The organism is Clostridium sp. MCC353 (assembly GCF_018785315.1).
Classification (GTDB): Bacteria; Bacillota; Clostridia; order Lachnospirales; family Lachnospiraceae; genus CHH4-2.
Map to the genome: position 1 here is coordinate 1430 of NZ_WQPN01000176.1, position 14439 is coordinate 15868.

The window sequence follows — 14439 nt, forward strand, 5'->3', positions numbered from 1 at the left end:
ACTGTATCGTTGGTTTTCCCCGGTACAGCTCTCCGGTCTTCTGCCCCGCCGTCCGCCCTCCCCGCTTTTCTGCGTATCTTTCTCACTTAAATCCCAATTTCCCCTATCTTTAATATTAAATGCACGATAAATCCCCATAAATCAAAGAAAAAATATGCAAATGTACCTATAAATAAAAAGTGTCCCTTGTATTATTCTGAAAAAAATAGTTAAAATCAAACCATAGCAAACCGCATCCACATGAAAACATGTAATGCAGCGGCCGCATGCGGAAATTATGAAAGAAGGGACAGAATGCAGCAAAAAAATATTTTACTTAAAATAAAAAGGAGCCGAAGCCTTTATCTTTTAATGCTTCCGGGGTTGGTATTATTGATAATTTATCGTTATGTGCCAATGCTTGGACTGTCAATTGCGTTTAAAAATTTTAGCTTTTCAAAAGGGATATGGGACAGTGAGTGGGTGGGGCTGAAAAATTTTGAATTCTTGTTTTTCAGACATCCAAATTTTTTCCAACTGGTGTACAATACGCTGATTATCAATATTTACAAGCTGCTTTTTTATTTCCCCATTCCCATTATTTTGGCCATTTTTTTAAATGAGCTGAAAAATCTGAAATTGAAAAAATGGATACAGACAACCATTTATCTGCCGCATTTCGTTTCATGGGTAGTATTCGGCTCTATTGTAATTCAGTTTTTAATGCCGTCAACCGGAATCGTGAATGCGGGGATTAAACTATTGGGCATGGACCCCGTTTTTTTTCTGGCGGAACCAAAATATTTCAGGGCTATTGTTGTAATTACGGAAATCATAAAGTCTGCGGGCTGGGGGACCATCCTTTACCTGGCTGCATTGGTATCCATTAACCCCGAATTATATGAAGCGGCGGCTATGGATGGAGCATCCCGGTGGCAGAAGATGAGGTTTATCTCAATTCCGGGGATATCAGGAACAATTGTGGTGCTGCTTTTGCTGGAAATCGGTAAAATGATGGATGTAGGCTTTGAACAGATTTATGTATTGGCAAATTCCCAGGTGTATTCCGTTGGGGATGTACTCAGCACATACATATACAGGATTGGTATCGGGCAGGCACAATTCTCCATAACGACTGCCATCGGGCTGTTTCAGTCCGCCATCGGTTTGGTGTTGATTGTTTCGGCGAACAGCGTCTGCAAAAGACTGTTTGATAAAAACTTATGGTAGGAGGGGAACACATGTCCGGACATAAAAAGCTTGATATTGGGGATCTGATGATAAAAATAATCCTGATTCTGTTTGCGCTGATCTGTTTAATTCCTTTTTACTATATTCTGATGGTCTCTTTCAGCGATCCGACGAAGGTAAAGGAAGGGCAGGTAATTCTCTTTCCAAAAGGCTTTTCAACTGCCGCTTATGAAATGATCTTTAAAGACAGAAAATTCTATTCGGGATTTGTTGTCAGCACAATGCGGACCGCTCTTGGAATGGCGTTGGGGATAACGGTTCAGTGCATGCTGGGATATGCGCTGTCAAAAAAGCATCTCTTTGGAAGAAAATTATTCAGAAGGGTTGTGCTCTTTGCCGTACTGTTTAATGGGGGGATCATCCCTACCTATCTGACCGTTTGTTATACGGGGATTTTTGATTCCATTTGGGCCCTGGTAGTTCCGCCGCTGATCAATCCGTGGAACGTGATCATTTTGATGAATTTCTTCTCGTCCATTCCGGAAAGCCTGGAAGAATCGGCAATTATTGACGGCGCCAATGATATCACCATATTCTTCAAAATTGCAATTCCGTTGTCGGTGCCGGCCATTGCGACAATCGCCTTGTTTATCGCTGTATTTCACTGGAATTCATTGATGGACGGCGTTATTTATATCAATCAGTCTAAATTAAAACCGCTTCAGAATTACCTGATTGATCTGGTAATGAGATCCAGCACCCAGCAGATGGGCGGGCTGGTGGAACAGGAACTGCCTACTTTAAGCATTCAGACAGCAGCTATTTTTGCTTCGACACTTCCCATACTGGTGGTGTATCCATTTGTACAGCGGTATTTTGTGAAGGGCGTGATGATCGGAGCGATTAAAGAATGAAAGAAACAGGAAAGGAAGGGAGAAAATGAGTGAAATTCAGTTAAAACAGGCATTTGAAATCGATGTGGGGAAACCCGTCCGCCAATGCCGGGCTGTGCCGGTGAAAATGGGAAAGGATGAAAAGAAGGCTTATCTTTGCGCATATTCTTCGGATTTTGATGTGGATCCCTATGTGGAAATGTTCTTTTTCCCGGAAGACAGTCTGCATTTTATGATGATCAGCCAGAGCGGAGAAATTATATGGGAAAAAGACTTGGGAAAAGGGGTGATACCAGGCGTTTGGTTCTGCCCGGTATTTGCGTTCGATCTCAATGAAGACGGCGTTGATGAAATCTGGTTTGTAAACAATAAAAATACTGTCCACCCTCTTGGAACCGCCTCCTATACATTAACCGGACTTGATGCGCGGACCGGAGAAGAGCTGTATGAGATACCATGGCCCCATACGGAAGACTTTAAACGCACGGCCTGTCTGAGCCACCAGTTCAGGAACTTTATAGTTGGAGGTTATGTGAAAGGCAGACCTGTTCTGACAGCGGCGCAGGGAACCTATGGGGATATGTATTTTGAGGGATACGGCCCGGGGCTGCAGCTTTTGTGGGAACATAAAGTGAGCGCGGAGGAACCGGGGGCCCGAGGAAGCCATATGTGCCCGGTGATCGATTTAAATGAGGACGGAGTGGATGAGCTGCTATGGGGAGAGCGCTGCATGGAATTGGAGCATGGAGCAGAGCTGTTCTGCTGTGACAGAGATACCTACCATGGGCATTCGGATCTTATCATTCCTGTCACTGATCAAAGCGGAATTCCATGGAGACTGTTTACCTGCCGGGAACAGGAGGAGGAAAATGGCCCCAGAATCTGCTGTTATGATGTGGATGGAAGAAGGATTTGGGGGAATCTGGAACAAGGCCATATTGATCTGGGCTGGGTGGCCCGGTTAGGCCCTTCCGGTCAAAAATACGGCCTGGGTGTCAGGATCGGTCATAAAACCTGTGGTCCGGAAGGCCGTTTTCATGACAGCTATGAGGAATTTATTTATGATATGGATAGCGGCGCGGAGATAAAGCTGGATTTCAGTGTCTATAAAAGTATGCCTGTGGACTTAAATGGAGACGGCTATCATGAACTGGTGTACGGCCTTCCGGCTTCATCCGGCGATGTACGGGACCGTTTTGGAACCTGGATCTGTAATATTGGAGGAAGTGTGGCGTTGTCCGGAAAACTTTTGGACAGACCGGGAGAACAGATTCTGGTCTATGGAGAAGATGGTTTTATAAGAATTTGGTACGACGAATATGCAGAAGACAGCGATGCGGCGAACATGCGTTATGCAAATCCATATTATGAGAAAGCCATGGCCGTTATGGGAAATGGTTATAACTGGTGTATTTTAGGAGGTATTTAATCAATCAATAGTTTAGGAGGAAATTATATGAAAAGAAATCGAATCACAGCAGTGGGGATGTGTCTGATTATGACGATATCGGCGCTGGCCGGATGCCAGGGCAAAACGGGGAATCCAGCTTCGTCCGCCGCGCCATCCGCCGCACCTTCGGCGGATGCCCAAACTTCTGCAGGAAGCCAGACGGGTCAGGCAGAAGAGCGGATTCCGCTCACATTTCTCACCAATGTAAATGTGGACACAGAGGGTTATGATATCAATGACAGCCCCTATATTAAATTTTTAGAGGATAAATTCAATGTTGACCTGACCATTATCAGTGAATCTTCCAAGTACCCGGATAAGGTGAACACGATTATGGCTTCCGGTGATCTGCCGGATTATCTGATGCTGACCAATAAAGAGAGCTTTTCAAGATGGGCCGCAGAGGGTATGCTGATGGATATTACGGATAAGGTTGGGGAGTATGACAACCTTAAAAATGAAATTTCCCAGCTGGGCTGGAATCTGTCCTCTTATGACGGCCGGATTTACGGCGTCCCTCTGCTTCGATATGACCAGACCCCGATGGCGCTTTTCTGTAATAAGTCCTTTATGGAGAATTTAAATATCAATCCGGAAGATGTAAAAACATTGGATGACTGGCACGAAATGCTGCGAAGGTTTACCTTTGAAGATCCTGATGGAAATGGAATTGATGATACATATGGAATCCTGGCGTCAGACAACGACTATTCCCTGCCTGTCAGAGCATTTCTGGATGCGTTTGATGCCGCGACCAATAAATATGTGAATGGGGAATACATACCTTATTATCTGACGGAAGAATATAAAGAATATCTGCAGTTTATGAACGGCCTTTATAAAGAAGGGATCATCGATCCGGAATATGTGGTAACCACAGGACAGCAGAGATGGGATAAGGCAGTTTCCAATAAATACGGTTGTTTTCTTTGGTTTTGGATGACAACAGAGCTGCGTACTATGGCATATGACCTGGAAAATCTGGTTCCGATGGCGCCTCCTTTAAAGGCGGACGGAACCCAGTCCAAAGTCAGATATGAGAATCCGGTCCGTAATTATACCGCCATCACCAAAAACTGCAAATACCCAGAAAAAGTCCTGGAAATCCTGGACTGGGGCTGCTCAGAAGAGGGCGGGAAATTTGTATTTGCCGGTATCGAGGGGCTGGATTACGAGCAAAACGGCGATAAAGTTGATATTAAAGAGGACAGGCGCGGGAAAAATACGTCATTGAGATTCATAATTTTAGGAACCCAGAGGCCCAATGTGAATACGCCTCTGCTGGAAGATCTGATGCTTCAGGCATTCGGAGAAACCAGCCTGGAAGCGTTAAAAGTTTCCAATGAATACGGAATGGTAGATGAGACCGGCCTTTCAGTTCCATATTTTCCGGAGCTGGCCATGTATGATTTGACACAGCCGGTGAAGGAATTCCGCGATAAAGCTATTATGGGGACCGTGAATCTGGAAAATGACTGGGACACCTATGTGGCTGATTACAGACGGGCAGGAGGGGAAGAACAGATAAAACTGATGACAGAATGGTATGAAAAAGAATATAAGAAACAGTAAAAACAGTTAATCTATAAAACTCTGCCATGTCTCAAAAGACATGGCAGACTGCCGGGGAGGATTATGTGAAAAAAGCGGTTAAATACTTAAAAATAGACATGTTAGGCAAACTGTTTTTTACTTATATATGTATTTTCATTCTCCCGTTGACCTTTGCGGTCGTCCTCTATTTGCATACGGTTAATCTTTTGAAAGAAGAGGCCAAGGAACGCAATTCCCAGATTCTGGAACAAGCCCGGATTACAACAGAAGGGCAGATTCGGGAGATGGAACTGCTGATTTCAAGAATCGCCAATAATAACAATATTCTCCAGTTCATGAATTTGAAAAATCCTTCACTGCCGGAAAAGATCGGCCTGATTACCAATATATGGCGGGACTTTTCCTATATTTCATTTGCCGATGGAATTGTGGAAGAATATTATATCTGGTTCAAAGAACACGATTATATCATCACTTCGGACGGAAGATATACCAGCCAGGACTACTATCGGTCTTATATTGAGGAGCCATCGGCGCTCACCTATGATCAGTGGATGGAACGAGTCACCTCAAAAGAAAATTATATCAGTTATGGCAGCTCCTATCAGATTGAAAAACGAGGGGTTATTTGTCCGGTTATGGATTTTTCCCTGTCCCTGCCTTTCGGTTCCCATGAAGATCCGGAAGCTTCGATCCATGTCCTGTTGAGCCAGAAAACAGTGAAGACCTCCCTGTCCCAGTTTGATGTTGAAATGGGGGATGAATATTATATCTTAACGCCGGAAAAAGAAATTATTACCTCCAAAACAAATAAAAATCACATGGAAGTCATCGCTTCCCTTCCGGAAGAAGGGAACAAAGGATATTATACAAAGATAATTGATAATGAAGAAATGCTGGTATCCTATGAGCGGTCCACAAAAAACGGTTGGATTTATATGTCCATACAACCGATGAAGAATATTCTTCACCGGACGGAACAACTGAGGAATATCTTTCTGATCATGCTGGCGGTCTGTATAGCAGCAGGAGCAGGCTTTGCCGGTATCCTGTCCTGGTGGGTTTCTTTTCCCATCAGAAAAATGCTGCGCCAGATACGGGAGTACAGGGATGAGGCGGCTAACAGCGAGAAGCTGGATATGGTAGTTCTGGAAAATGCCATTATCAAGCTTATCGATGAAAATGAATACGTCCGAAAGGAGATTCAGCAGCATTACCCTGTTTTAAAGAATAATTTTGTCCTCAAACTGCTTCAGGGGAAATTTTATAATGCTCAGGAGATCCAGTTGAGCATGGAACAGCTGGGGATAGCCCTGTTGGGAAAAAATTATGCAGTGCTGCTGATCTACATAAGCGGATACAAGGGAACCGTTTCAAAAGAAATACTGACTGAGCTCAGCGGAGCCAAAGCCGTTATACACGGCCTCACTATGATGAATCAGCTGCTTTCTCTGGCTGTGGAAGCGGACATTGAAGATAATGTGGTGGCATATGTGGTTCCGTTTAAAGAAGAAGACAGTGTTCCATGCAGAAATAAACTGCTGGATGCGGCCAGAGAGATCAAAGAGGATCTTTTGCGGGCGGCGGATATTCAGGCCGCATGCTTTACCGGAGAGATTGTGGATTCCGTGGCCCGCATTGACCTGTCCTATATGGCTGCAAGGCAGAAAATGGAACGGTATGTGATGCGGGGCGAGCCGGTGGAGGGAGATCCTGATATGGAGGCGGAAATCTCCCATAATCATTACAGTTACTCCATGGAAAATGAATTAAGGCTTATTTTCCTCTGCAGAGATGGGAATACGGATGAGGTCAGGGAATTGCTGGAACTCATATATGAAAGCAATTTTAAAACCGATCACTTGAACCGTGAATCGCTCCTGATGCTCTTAAATGAGCTGAAAGGGACGGTATATAAGCTTCTGGATTATATTCCCATGTCTAAGGAAATCCAGTGCGGTATACACAGCAGGCTGGAGCAGCTGCAGGACTGTGATTTTCAGGTCATTCATCAGATCTTTTCTCAATTATGCCTGATTGTAAGGGATAACCGATGTAACCAGTCGGAAAAACTCAAGCAGGATTTGATTGATTACATAGAAAAGAATTATTGTGACAGCGAATTTTATATGGTCACCCTTGCGGAGCACTTTAATTTAAGCGAAAGTTATTTATCCGGGTTCATGAAGGAACATTTAAAGGTTAATTTTTCGGCTTATCTGCAAAATCTAAGACTGTCGAAAGCCTGTTCCATGTTGGAAAATTCGCAGAAGAATATTGATTTTATCGCTTCCGAATGCGGATACAGCAGTTCCCATGTTTTCCGCAGGGCATTTAAACGCCAGTATGGCGTCACTCCGGTCCAGTATAGGGAATGCCAGTGTAAAAAATAAGAAGGAGGTTTTGTAAAACGATGGCTGTATTTTTATTAGAGGAGGATTTTTCTGATTTCCCCATTGGTGAATTTCCGTATGATCCGGATCACTCTGCCATGGGGGAATACCATTACATAATGCCCAAAGGAGACTGCGGTGGATGGACTGATCCGGTCTGTAACTATACTTATAATGGAAGCGGCCCCAGCTGGATTATTACAGAATCCGGCGGGAAGCATTATATGGAAATGACCAGAATTGAAAAAGACAGGCCTCACCGGATGTTCCCGACCTTACAGACAGGAAGCAGATTGTGGAAGAATTATTCTGTGAGCGCAGTTGTGCGCAGGTTATCCACAAAAGGGTATGCTGGAATTGCTTTTGCTATGCAAAACAGTTTGAATACCCTTGTGTTTCAATTGGAGAAGGATTCTGTTTCCATCATTTACCGCCATAAAGAAGAGGTGGAAGTATTAAAACGGGCAGATTATATCAATGACTGCGACCGGGAATATCTGTTGGAAGTATCCTGTTTTGAGGAGCGGGCCGTCTGCGCCGTTGATGGAAAAATTGTTTTAGAATGTTCATACGAACGCATTAAAACCGGAGGGCGGATTGGGATTACGGCGGACTGCCCTACCCGTTTCACAGATGTGCGGGTTTGGATGGAAAAAGAGGCTTATCTTGCGGCGGCAGAAGAGGAGAGAAAGAAAAAGGAAGAGGAATTGATGCTTCAAAGCCAGTACCCGGCCATGAAATTATGGAAAAAAATCAATTTAGGGAATTTTGGAGCTGCCCGGCAGATACGGTTTGGACATCTTCTTGGAGATGAAACCTGGCAGATTATTTTTGCCCAGGCCCAGAAGCGGGTGTGCAGAGACGCATATGGCTTCATCAGTTGTCTGACGGCCGTGGATCTGGATGGAAATATCCTGTGGCAGATCGGAGAGCCTTCCGATCAGGCGGAACATCTGGGTAAAATAGCGGCGGATTTGCCATTTCAGGTCTATGATATTGACAATGATGGTTTTGATGAAGTGATTGTGGGCATGAACTTTGAAATACAGATATTGGACGGAGCTTCGGGAACCGTGAAAAAAAAGATGAAAACGCCTATGTCTGAGGAAGATGATAAGACCCTGCTGGGGCTTCCCTACCAGTGCTATGCGTTTGACCGTTTAAATCCGGATGGAATCCGCATAGCCAATATATCGGGGAAGAAACGGCCTGCTGATATTATCATCAAAGACCGGTATTGCAGGATTTACGTCTATGACTCGGATCTGAACCTTTTATGGAGCTATCAAAGCCGGAAGAATACAGGGCATTTCCCATTTGCTTTCGATATAGACGGAGACGGCCATGACGAAGTCCTCTGCGGCTATACGCTTTTGGATCATGATGGCAAAGAACTTTGGTCTTATCCGATTCTCGATGACCATACGGATGAAATCATTGCCGGAAAGTTTATGGGGCCGGAGCAAAAGGGGTATTTCGCATGCGTATCGGGTACGGAAGGTTTTTTTATCGGCGACTATGAGGGAAATATACTGGTGAGGGACCGGATCGGCCATGCCCAGAGAATCAGCGTCGCAAATTACTGCCCGGACAGGGAAGGGCTGGAACTTGCCGTGTCAAATTTCTGGGGCCATCAGGGAATTGTATATTTATATGACTGCCACGGAAATCCGCTGTGGGAATATGAAAATGATCTGAATGGAAATGTGATCACTCCGGTCAATTGGAAGGGGGACGGCAGCGAACTGATCCTGCTGAATGCAGATGCGGACAAAGGCGGACTGCTCAATGGGCATGGAAAACGGGCCCTTGCTTTTCCGGACGACGGCCATCCCACACTGTGCTGCGAAGCCATTAATCTGACAGGAGATGAGAGAGACGAGCTGGTGGTATGGGATTATCATTGGATGTATATCTATACCCAGGAAGATAATCCGAAAGATCAGAATTATAAACCTGTAAAATATCCGGTTTATAACGCTTCAAATTATAGGGGGGAATATTCTTATCCTGATCCGTCCATGGCCCCTTAAACGGAGACTGCTTTTGTTCCATAGGGTAGAGATTGAGTGAACTAGGGAGTTTTGGAAATTCTTATGAAAACAAAAAAAGAACCATGCCTCAGCATGATTCTTACAAAGCTCCCTGAGTAGGACTCGAACCTACGACACCGCGGTTAACAGCCGCGTGCTCTACCGACTGAGCTATCAAGGAATGTTGATAAATGCAGAAGAAGGGAGTCGAACCCTCAAGGTATTACTACCACACGGACCTGAACCGTGCGCGTCTGCCAATTCCGCCACTTCTGCGAACCAACGAAATTTATTATAATATGCTTTTGTTGGTTTGTCAACCAGAAATGGCAAAAATTTGTAAAAACTATTTTTCCCTCTTCCTTTCAGAAGAAAATAAACTCTTTATCCCGTCCCCGCAAATAAATAGCAGCAGTTCAGACGGCTTAGTTTCCTGACCCAAATAGCCGGTCAAGATCCACCGGATGTCCATCCAATGGGAAATTTAATAAAATATGATAAAAAGAATGAAAACTCTTGCCATTTATTTCAAACTATGATATACTACCATACGTTGAGCGGGAGTGCTGGAATTGGCAGACAGGCAAGACTAAGGATCTTGTGGGTGTATGCTCGTGTGGGTTCAAGTCCCATCTCCCGCATCAGAAAGAGAAGCGAGGTCAATTGCAGCAGCAGTTGGCTTCTTTCTTTTTACCGATGAAACATATTATGCAGCAGTCGGGACAGGAATATACATAAAACTGTTATAAATTTTTTAATTTAGATGTAAAAGGGCAGGTACAAAAATATTTTCAAAGAAAATGCAAAAAGTACTTGATTAATTTGTAAAAGTATAGTATTATAATTGTACGAATTAATTAAGCAATTCGTACAATTTTAAATGCAGAAGTGGCGGAATTGGCAGACGCGCACGGTTCAGGTCCGTGTGGTAGCAATACCTTGAGGGTTCGACTCCCTTCTTCTGCATTTGTTCTTTTGCGGGAGTGCTGGAATTGGCAGACAGGCAAGACTAAGGATCTTGTGGGTGTATGCTCGTGTGGGTTCAAGTCCCATCTCCCGCATCACAAAACAAAGAAGAATCTCTGGATTTCAGGGGTTCTTTTTTGTTATTCCTCAGAACAAGCCTTTCATTTCCCGGACATGGGGCTGGGGAATACAGCCTGGGTTCAAATCCTGTGTATGAAAAATATAATTTTTATGGAAAATCAGAAAAATATATTAGACGCTCCACTCTGCCTGTGTTAAATTAAAAGAAGACAGATATAAAAATAGAGGAGGATGGGGCGAATGAAGAGTATCAAAACAATTGGCATTGTTGGAAGAGGACAGATAGGAGCCAGCCTTGCCACGCTGTTTTCAGGAAATGGATATGATGTTGTCATGCTGGGCTTTCATGATACTGGTGTGAACAAAGGAGAGATTGAGATTGGGCACAATTTTGATGAATTAATTTCCGAAGGGATCATGACTGAAAAACAGAAAGACGCCTGTATGTCAAAAGTACGGTATACCTACAGCTATGGGGATCTGAGAGACATCGATTTTTGTTATGAAGCGGTCAGTGAAGACGTGGATGTTAAAAGGGAAGTTTATCAAAAGGTGGAAGACGTCTGCCGGGATGATATTGTGATCGCTTCAGCCACCTCAGCGATTTCCGCCGATATTTTAGGCAGCCTGCCGGTTCATAAAGAACGGTTTTTGGTGGCTCATCCGTGGAATCCTGCTCATGTTGTTCCTCTGGTGGAGGTTTGCAGAAGCAGATATACCAGTGAAAATACAGTTGGGATCACGGAAGATTTATTAAATGCTGTGGGAAAGAAAGTAGTCACTTTGAATAAGAATATTGAAGGTTTCATCGGGAACCGTCTTCAGCATGCCCTGTTCAGGGAAGCCATGTATCTGATCGATGAAGGCGTTGCAACGCCGGAGCAGATCGACGACGTAGTTTACTATAGTTTCGGACAGAGATATTCCTCCATCGGCATATTTGAACATTATGATGCGGCGGGGCTTCCGCTCCAGAAGGAGGTGCAGTCCAATCTGTTCCCAACCCTGTGCAATGCGGATAAGCCGCAGAAATGTCTGCTGGACCACATTGAAGCAGGAGAATTGGGGGCGCGAACGAAACGCGGGGTTTTGGATTGGTCCGGGATTGATGAAGCGGATTTCAGGAAACGCCAGAGAAAGCCATTTTATAAATTCATTCAGTGGAATCTTCCTGAAGAATAATCAGATCAATGGCTGCGGGCTGTTTTTTGTATTCCGTACATGCAGAATGGAAGTGATATAAGGCATACCGCCGTAAGGGCCAGTGCCGGTTTCCCGGCGAAAGGATCCAAACCGGCAAACTGGGAGACCATAACAGCAGTCAGATTTGCCGTCAAGTGGAACAGGTAGGAAGCCCAAATGGAACGGAACCGCTCATAAATCCAGGCCATAAGAAGGCCCAGGCAGAAACTGTAGACGCCTTGAACCATATTTCCATGATAGAGGCCGAAAATAGCGGATGAGAAGAGGGCGGAAACCCAAAAACCGGTTTTATCCCTGAGCGGAGCATAAATATGACCCCGGAAACACAGTTCTTCTGCCGCCGGTATTGCGATAACGGTGCAGAGAATCTGCTCCCACAGAGGAGGGCTGGTTAAGGCGTCTTCAAACTGTGCCTCATAAGCCGGAAACAGTGCTGGCAGAGGGGAGCGGCTGATGAGGTAATTGAAGGCAATGCAGGAGGCTGCGGCTGACAGCATGATAAAAATGGAGCTGTAAAGCAATGTTTGATCCGCCTCCATAAGTCTACCCCGTTTCTTCTGTTCTGCGCGGTAAAAACCGTAGAGGAACGGAAGGGAAGCCAGGGCGCCGGCTCCTGTAACCGCCAGCGGGGAGATATGGGAGGGCAGAATGATCCCTGCAGCAAAAACAGCAATGTCGTAAAAGATCAGCGGAACTATAATTTTGAGTATCAGCATTCAATATCCTTCTTTTAAAATGATTTTATTGTCCAGTATATCACAGGTTGATTTGAAGTGTCAAAAACCCGGAATAAATTGTTTATAAAGATATAGTAATGATTGGAAAAATGGTATATAATATCAAATGCAGGTAAAATCAGAAACAACAGTTGGAGGAAGTCATGCTTACATTAGAGAATGTGTCCTTTGAAGTCCAGGCTGAAAAGGGACAAAAAGGTATTATACGGGATTTAAACTTGACCATTGAAGATCATAAATTTGTGGTGATTACCGGACCTAACGGCGGTGGAAAATCAACGCTGGCAAAGTTAATTGCCGGAATTGAGAAACCCAATGAAGGCCGGATTTTATTTGACGGAACAGATATTACAGATATGAGCATTACGGACAGGGCTAATATGGGAATCAGTTTTGCGTTCCAGCAGCCGGTCCGTTTTAAGGGTGTCCAGGTGCTGGATTTAATCCGCCTTGCGGCTAAACAGAACCTGTCCGCGGTAGATGCGTGTAAGTATCTTTCGGAAGTAGGGCTGTGCGCGAAAGATTATATTAACCGGGAAGTGAACGGCAGCCTTTCAGGAGGCGAATTGAAGAGGATCGAGATTGCAACCGTGCTTGCCAGGGCTTCGAAGCTCTCTGTTTTCGATGAACCGGAGGCCGGAATCGACTTATGGAGTTTCCAGAATCTCATCCAGGTATTTGACCGGATGCGCCAGCAGACAGACGGATCCATTTTGATCATTTCCCATCAGGAGCGTATTCTCAATATTGCGGATGAAATTGTAGTGATTGCCGACGGGCGCATTACGAAGCAGGGGCCCAGGGAAGAGATCCTTCCGGAGATTTTAGGAACTGCTTCTGCAGTGGATGCGTGTGAAAAATTCTATAAGGAGGCGAGATAACATGGATCAGATTCAGAAAACCTTATTAGAAGAAGTGGCAGATCTGCACCAGATTCCTGCCGGAGCTTACAATATCCGGGCTAACGGTCAGATGGCAGGAAGGAATACTACAGCCAATATTGATATCATTTCTAAAGAAGACGGCACGGGCATTGATATCCACATCAAGCCGAATACAAAGAACGAGAGCGTTCATATTCCCGTAGTCCTGAGCCAGAGCGGCCTGACTGAGATGGTTTATAATGACTTTTATATCGGTGATGATGCGGATGTAACGATTATCGCAGGCTGCGGAATCCATAACAGCGGAGACGCGGATTCCAAACACGACGGTATCCACCGTTTCTTTGTAGGAAAGAACGCAAAGGTGAAATATGTGGAGAAGCACTACGGCAGCGGCGATGGTAAGGGCCACAGGATCATGAATCCCGGAACCGAAGTGACGGTTGAGGAAAATGGTTACGTAGAGATGGAAATGGTTCAGATTAAAGGTGTGGATTCCACAAAGCGGAATACGGTAGCCAATCTGGAGAAAGGCGCTAAGCTGGTGATCCGTGAACGCCTTTTAACCCATGGAACACAGGATGCGGTCAGCGAGTTTACGGTTAATTTAAATGGAGAAGATTCCAGCGCCAATGTCATATCCCGTTCCGTGGCAAAGGAAAATTCCAGCCAGACCTTTATCTCTAAGATCAACGGAAACGCCAAATGTGCAGGCCATACGGAATGTGACGCCATAATTATGGACGATGCCAAAATCAGTGCGATCCCTGAGATCACTGCCAATAATCCGGACGCGGCTCTGATCCATGAGGCGGCAATTGGAAAAATTGCGGGTGAACAGATTATTAAACTCATGACTTTAGGCTTAACAGAAGCAGAAGCAGAGGCCCAAATTGTAAATGGATTTTTAAAGTAAGTAAATCTTTATTTAACGAGTTGGCAGGAGTAACGCCATGAAGACGGGGAATCTGGGGCAGGCGGCCGTGGATGAGAGAAATTGGGGGTCGGATTCCGACCCTAAGAAATACTAAGGCCTTCAAGGACGAAAAAAGACAGTGCGGTGCCCATTCACGGT

10 protein-coding genes and 5 tRNA genes are annotated in these 14439 nt (G+C 44.8%); 12 read left to right on the forward strand and 3 right to left on the reverse strand.

Annotated elements, in window-relative coordinates; translation table 11 throughout:
* Positions 1–372 precede the first annotated feature (372 nt).
* The 6 genes from GPL15_RS26070 to GPL15_RS26095 all read left to right on the forward strand — a co-directional run bounded on the left by GPL15_RS26070 (position 373) and on the right by GPL15_RS26095 (position 9493).
* A complete protein-coding gene (locus GPL15_RS26070; RefSeq protein WP_252198642.1) occupies positions 373–1209 on the forward strand; it encodes an ABC transporter permease subunit in 837 nt (278 codons plus the stop codon).
* Between the two features lie 11 nt (positions 1210–1220).
* A complete protein-coding gene (locus tag GPL15_RS26075; RefSeq protein ID WP_215701601.1) occupies positions 1221–2084 on the forward strand; it encodes a carbohydrate ABC transporter permease in 864 nt (287 codons plus the stop codon).
* A gap of 25 nt (positions 2085–2109) precedes the next feature.
* Positions 2110–3492, forward strand: coding sequence for a hypothetical protein (locus GPL15_RS26080; RefSeq protein WP_215701602.1), 1383 nt, complete (start codon positions 2110–2112; stop codon positions 3490–3492).
* A gap of 27 nt (positions 3493–3519) precedes the next feature.
* Positions 3520–5085, forward strand: a complete 1566-nt coding sequence (locus GPL15_RS26085) for an extracellular solute-binding protein (RefSeq protein WP_215701603.1) — start codon at positions 3520–3522, stop codon at positions 5083–5085.
* A 65-nt stretch (positions 5086–5150) separates the two neighbouring features.
* Entirely contained in the window at positions 5151–7460 is a 2310-nt protein-coding gene (locus GPL15_RS28255) for an AraC family transcriptional regulator (RefSeq protein WP_215701604.1), read from the forward strand.
* Positions 7461–7480: 20 nt separating this feature from the next.
* Entirely contained in the window at positions 7481–9493 is a 2013-nt protein-coding gene (locus GPL15_RS26095) for a hypothetical protein (RefSeq protein WP_215701605.1), read from the forward strand.
* A 108-nt stretch (positions 9494–9601) separates the two neighbouring features.
* Here the strand turns inward: GPL15_RS26095 and GPL15_RS26100 are convergent.
* A tRNA-Asn gene (locus tag GPL15_RS26100) sits at positions 9602–9674 on the reverse strand.
* Positions 9675–9685: 11 nt separating this feature from the next.
* Positions 9686–9769, reverse strand: a tRNA-Leu gene (locus GPL15_RS26105).
* 281 nt (positions 9770–10050) lie between these two features.
* On the opposite strand from GPL15_RS26105, the gene GPL15_RS26110 reads away from it, so the two are divergent.
* The 4 genes from GPL15_RS26110 (at position 10051) to GPL15_RS26125 (ending at position 11722) form a co-directional block, all read left to right on the forward strand.
* Positions 10051–10134, forward strand: a tRNA-Leu gene (locus GPL15_RS26110).
* 241 nt (positions 10135–10375) lie between these two features.
* Positions 10376–10459, forward strand: a tRNA-Leu gene (locus GPL15_RS26115).
* A gap of 11 nt (positions 10460–10470) precedes the next feature.
* Positions 10471–10554 (forward strand) — tRNA-Leu (locus GPL15_RS26120).
* 226 nt (positions 10555–10780) lie between these two features.
* Positions 10781–11722: a 3-hydroxyacyl-CoA dehydrogenase family protein gene (locus GPL15_RS26125; RefSeq protein WP_215701606.1), complete on the forward strand. Its 942-nt coding sequence runs from the start codon at positions 10781–10783 to the stop codon at positions 11720–11722.
* A gap of 5 nt (positions 11723–11727) precedes the next feature.
* Here GPL15_RS26125 and GPL15_RS26130 read toward each other — a convergent pair whose 3' ends face one another.
* Positions 11728–12459 (reverse strand): type II CAAX endopeptidase family protein, encoded by a 732-nt coding sequence (locus tag GPL15_RS26130; protein ID WP_215701607.1) that lies wholly within the window; start codon positions 12457–12459, stop codon positions 11728–11730.
* Between the two features lie 164 nt (positions 12460–12623).
* Between GPL15_RS26130 and GPL15_RS26135 the strand changes: the two genes are divergently transcribed.
* Together GPL15_RS26135 and GPL15_RS26140 are read left to right on the forward strand one after the other, a co-directional pair.
* Positions 12624–13361, forward strand: a complete 738-nt coding sequence (locus tag GPL15_RS26135) for an ATP-binding cassette domain-containing protein (protein ID WP_215701608.1) — start codon at positions 12624–12626, stop codon at positions 13359–13361.
* A gap of 1 nt (position 13362) precedes the next feature.
* Positions 13363–14280: a SufD family Fe-S cluster assembly protein gene (locus tag GPL15_RS26140; protein ID WP_215701609.1), complete on the forward strand. Its 918-nt coding sequence runs from the start codon at positions 13363–13365 to the stop codon at positions 14278–14280.
* Positions 14281–14439 lie beyond the last annotated feature (159 nt).

What these genes read in the sequence shown, in the direction of transcription:
- GPL15_RS26075 (WP_215701601.1), top strand. Translation starts at nt 1,221, where the DNA reads ATGTCCGGACATAAAAAGCTTGATATTGGGGATCTGATGATAAAAATA.
- GPL15_RS26080 (WP_215701602.1), top strand. Translation starts at nt 2,110, where the DNA reads ATGAGTGAAATTCAGTTAAAACAGGCATTTGAAATCGATGTGGGGAAA.
- GPL15_RS26085 (WP_215701603.1), top strand. Translation starts at nt 3,520, where the DNA reads ATGAAAAGAAATCGAATCACAGCAGTGGGGATGTGTCTGATTATGACG.
- GPL15_RS26095 (WP_215701605.1), top strand. Translation starts at nt 7,481, where the DNA reads ATGGCTGTATTTTTATTAGAGGAGGATTTTTCTGATTTCCCCATTGGT.
- GPL15_RS26125 (WP_215701606.1), top strand. Translation starts at nt 10,781, where the DNA reads ATGAAGAGTATCAAAACAATTGGCATTGTTGGAAGAGGACAGATAGGA.
- GPL15_RS26130 (WP_215701607.1), bottom strand. Translation starts at nt 12,459, where the DNA reads ATGCTGATACTCAAAATTATAGTTCCGCTGATCTTTTACGACATTGCT.
- GPL15_RS26135 (WP_215701608.1), top strand. Translation starts at nt 12,624, where the DNA reads ATGCTTACATTAGAGAATGTGTCCTTTGAAGTCCAGGCTGAAAAGGGA.
- GPL15_RS26140 (WP_215701609.1), top strand. Translation starts at nt 13,363, where the DNA reads ATGGATCAGATTCAGAAAACCTTATTAGAAGAAGTGGCAGATCTGCAC.